The 758-nt window shown below is 62.7% G+C and carries 1 protein-coding gene; it reads left to right on the plus strand.

The window, feature by feature from the left end; all coding sequences use genetic code 11:
* On the plus strand, positions 1-758 hold a 758-nt coding region (gene groEL, locus ACWGTI_RS32590; RefSeq protein WP_454590671.1), incomplete at both ends, for a chaperonin GroEL.

A 758-nucleotide genomic window follows, 5' to 3' on the forward strand; every position in this document is an offset into this window, starting at 1 on the left:
CGCGAAGTTGCTTCGAAGACCAACGACATCGCCGGCGACGGCACCACGACCGCGACCGTTCTGGCGCAGTCGATCGTTCAGGAAGGCCACAAGGCCGTTGCCGCCGGCATGAACCCGATGGACCTGAAGCGCGGTATCGATCTGGCTGTGACCGAAGTCGTCGCGGCGCTCGGCAAGGCTGCCAAGAAGATCAAGACCTCCGAGGAAGTTGCCCAGGTCGGCACGATCTCGGCCAATGGCGACGAGTCGGTCGGCGCCATGATCGCCGAAGCGATGCAGAAGGTCGGCAACGAAGGCGTCATCACGGTTGAAGAGGCCAAGACCGCCGAGACCGAGCTGGAAGTCGTCGAAGGCATGCAGTTCGACCGGGGCTATCTCTCGCCCTACTTCGTCACCAACGCCGACAAGATGGTTGCCGAGCTCGAGGACGTCTACATCCTCCTGCACGAGAAGAAGCTGTCCAACCTCCAGGCCATGCTGCCGGTTCTCGAAGCCGTCGTGCAGACCTCCAAGCCGCTGCTCATCATCTCGGAAGACGTCGAAGGCGAGGCTCTGGCCACGCTGGTCGTCAACAAGCTGCGCGGTGGCCTGAAGATCGCCGCCGTCAAGGCGCCGGGCTTCGGTGATCGCCGCAAGGCCATGCTGGAAGACATCGCCATCCTCACCGGTGGCCAGGTCATTTCGGAAGACCTCGGCATCAAGCTCGAGAACGTCGGCCTCAACATGCTCGGCCGCGCCAAGAAGGTGTCGATCTCCAA

This window comes from Mesorhizobium sp. ArgA1 (assembly GCF_053714375.1).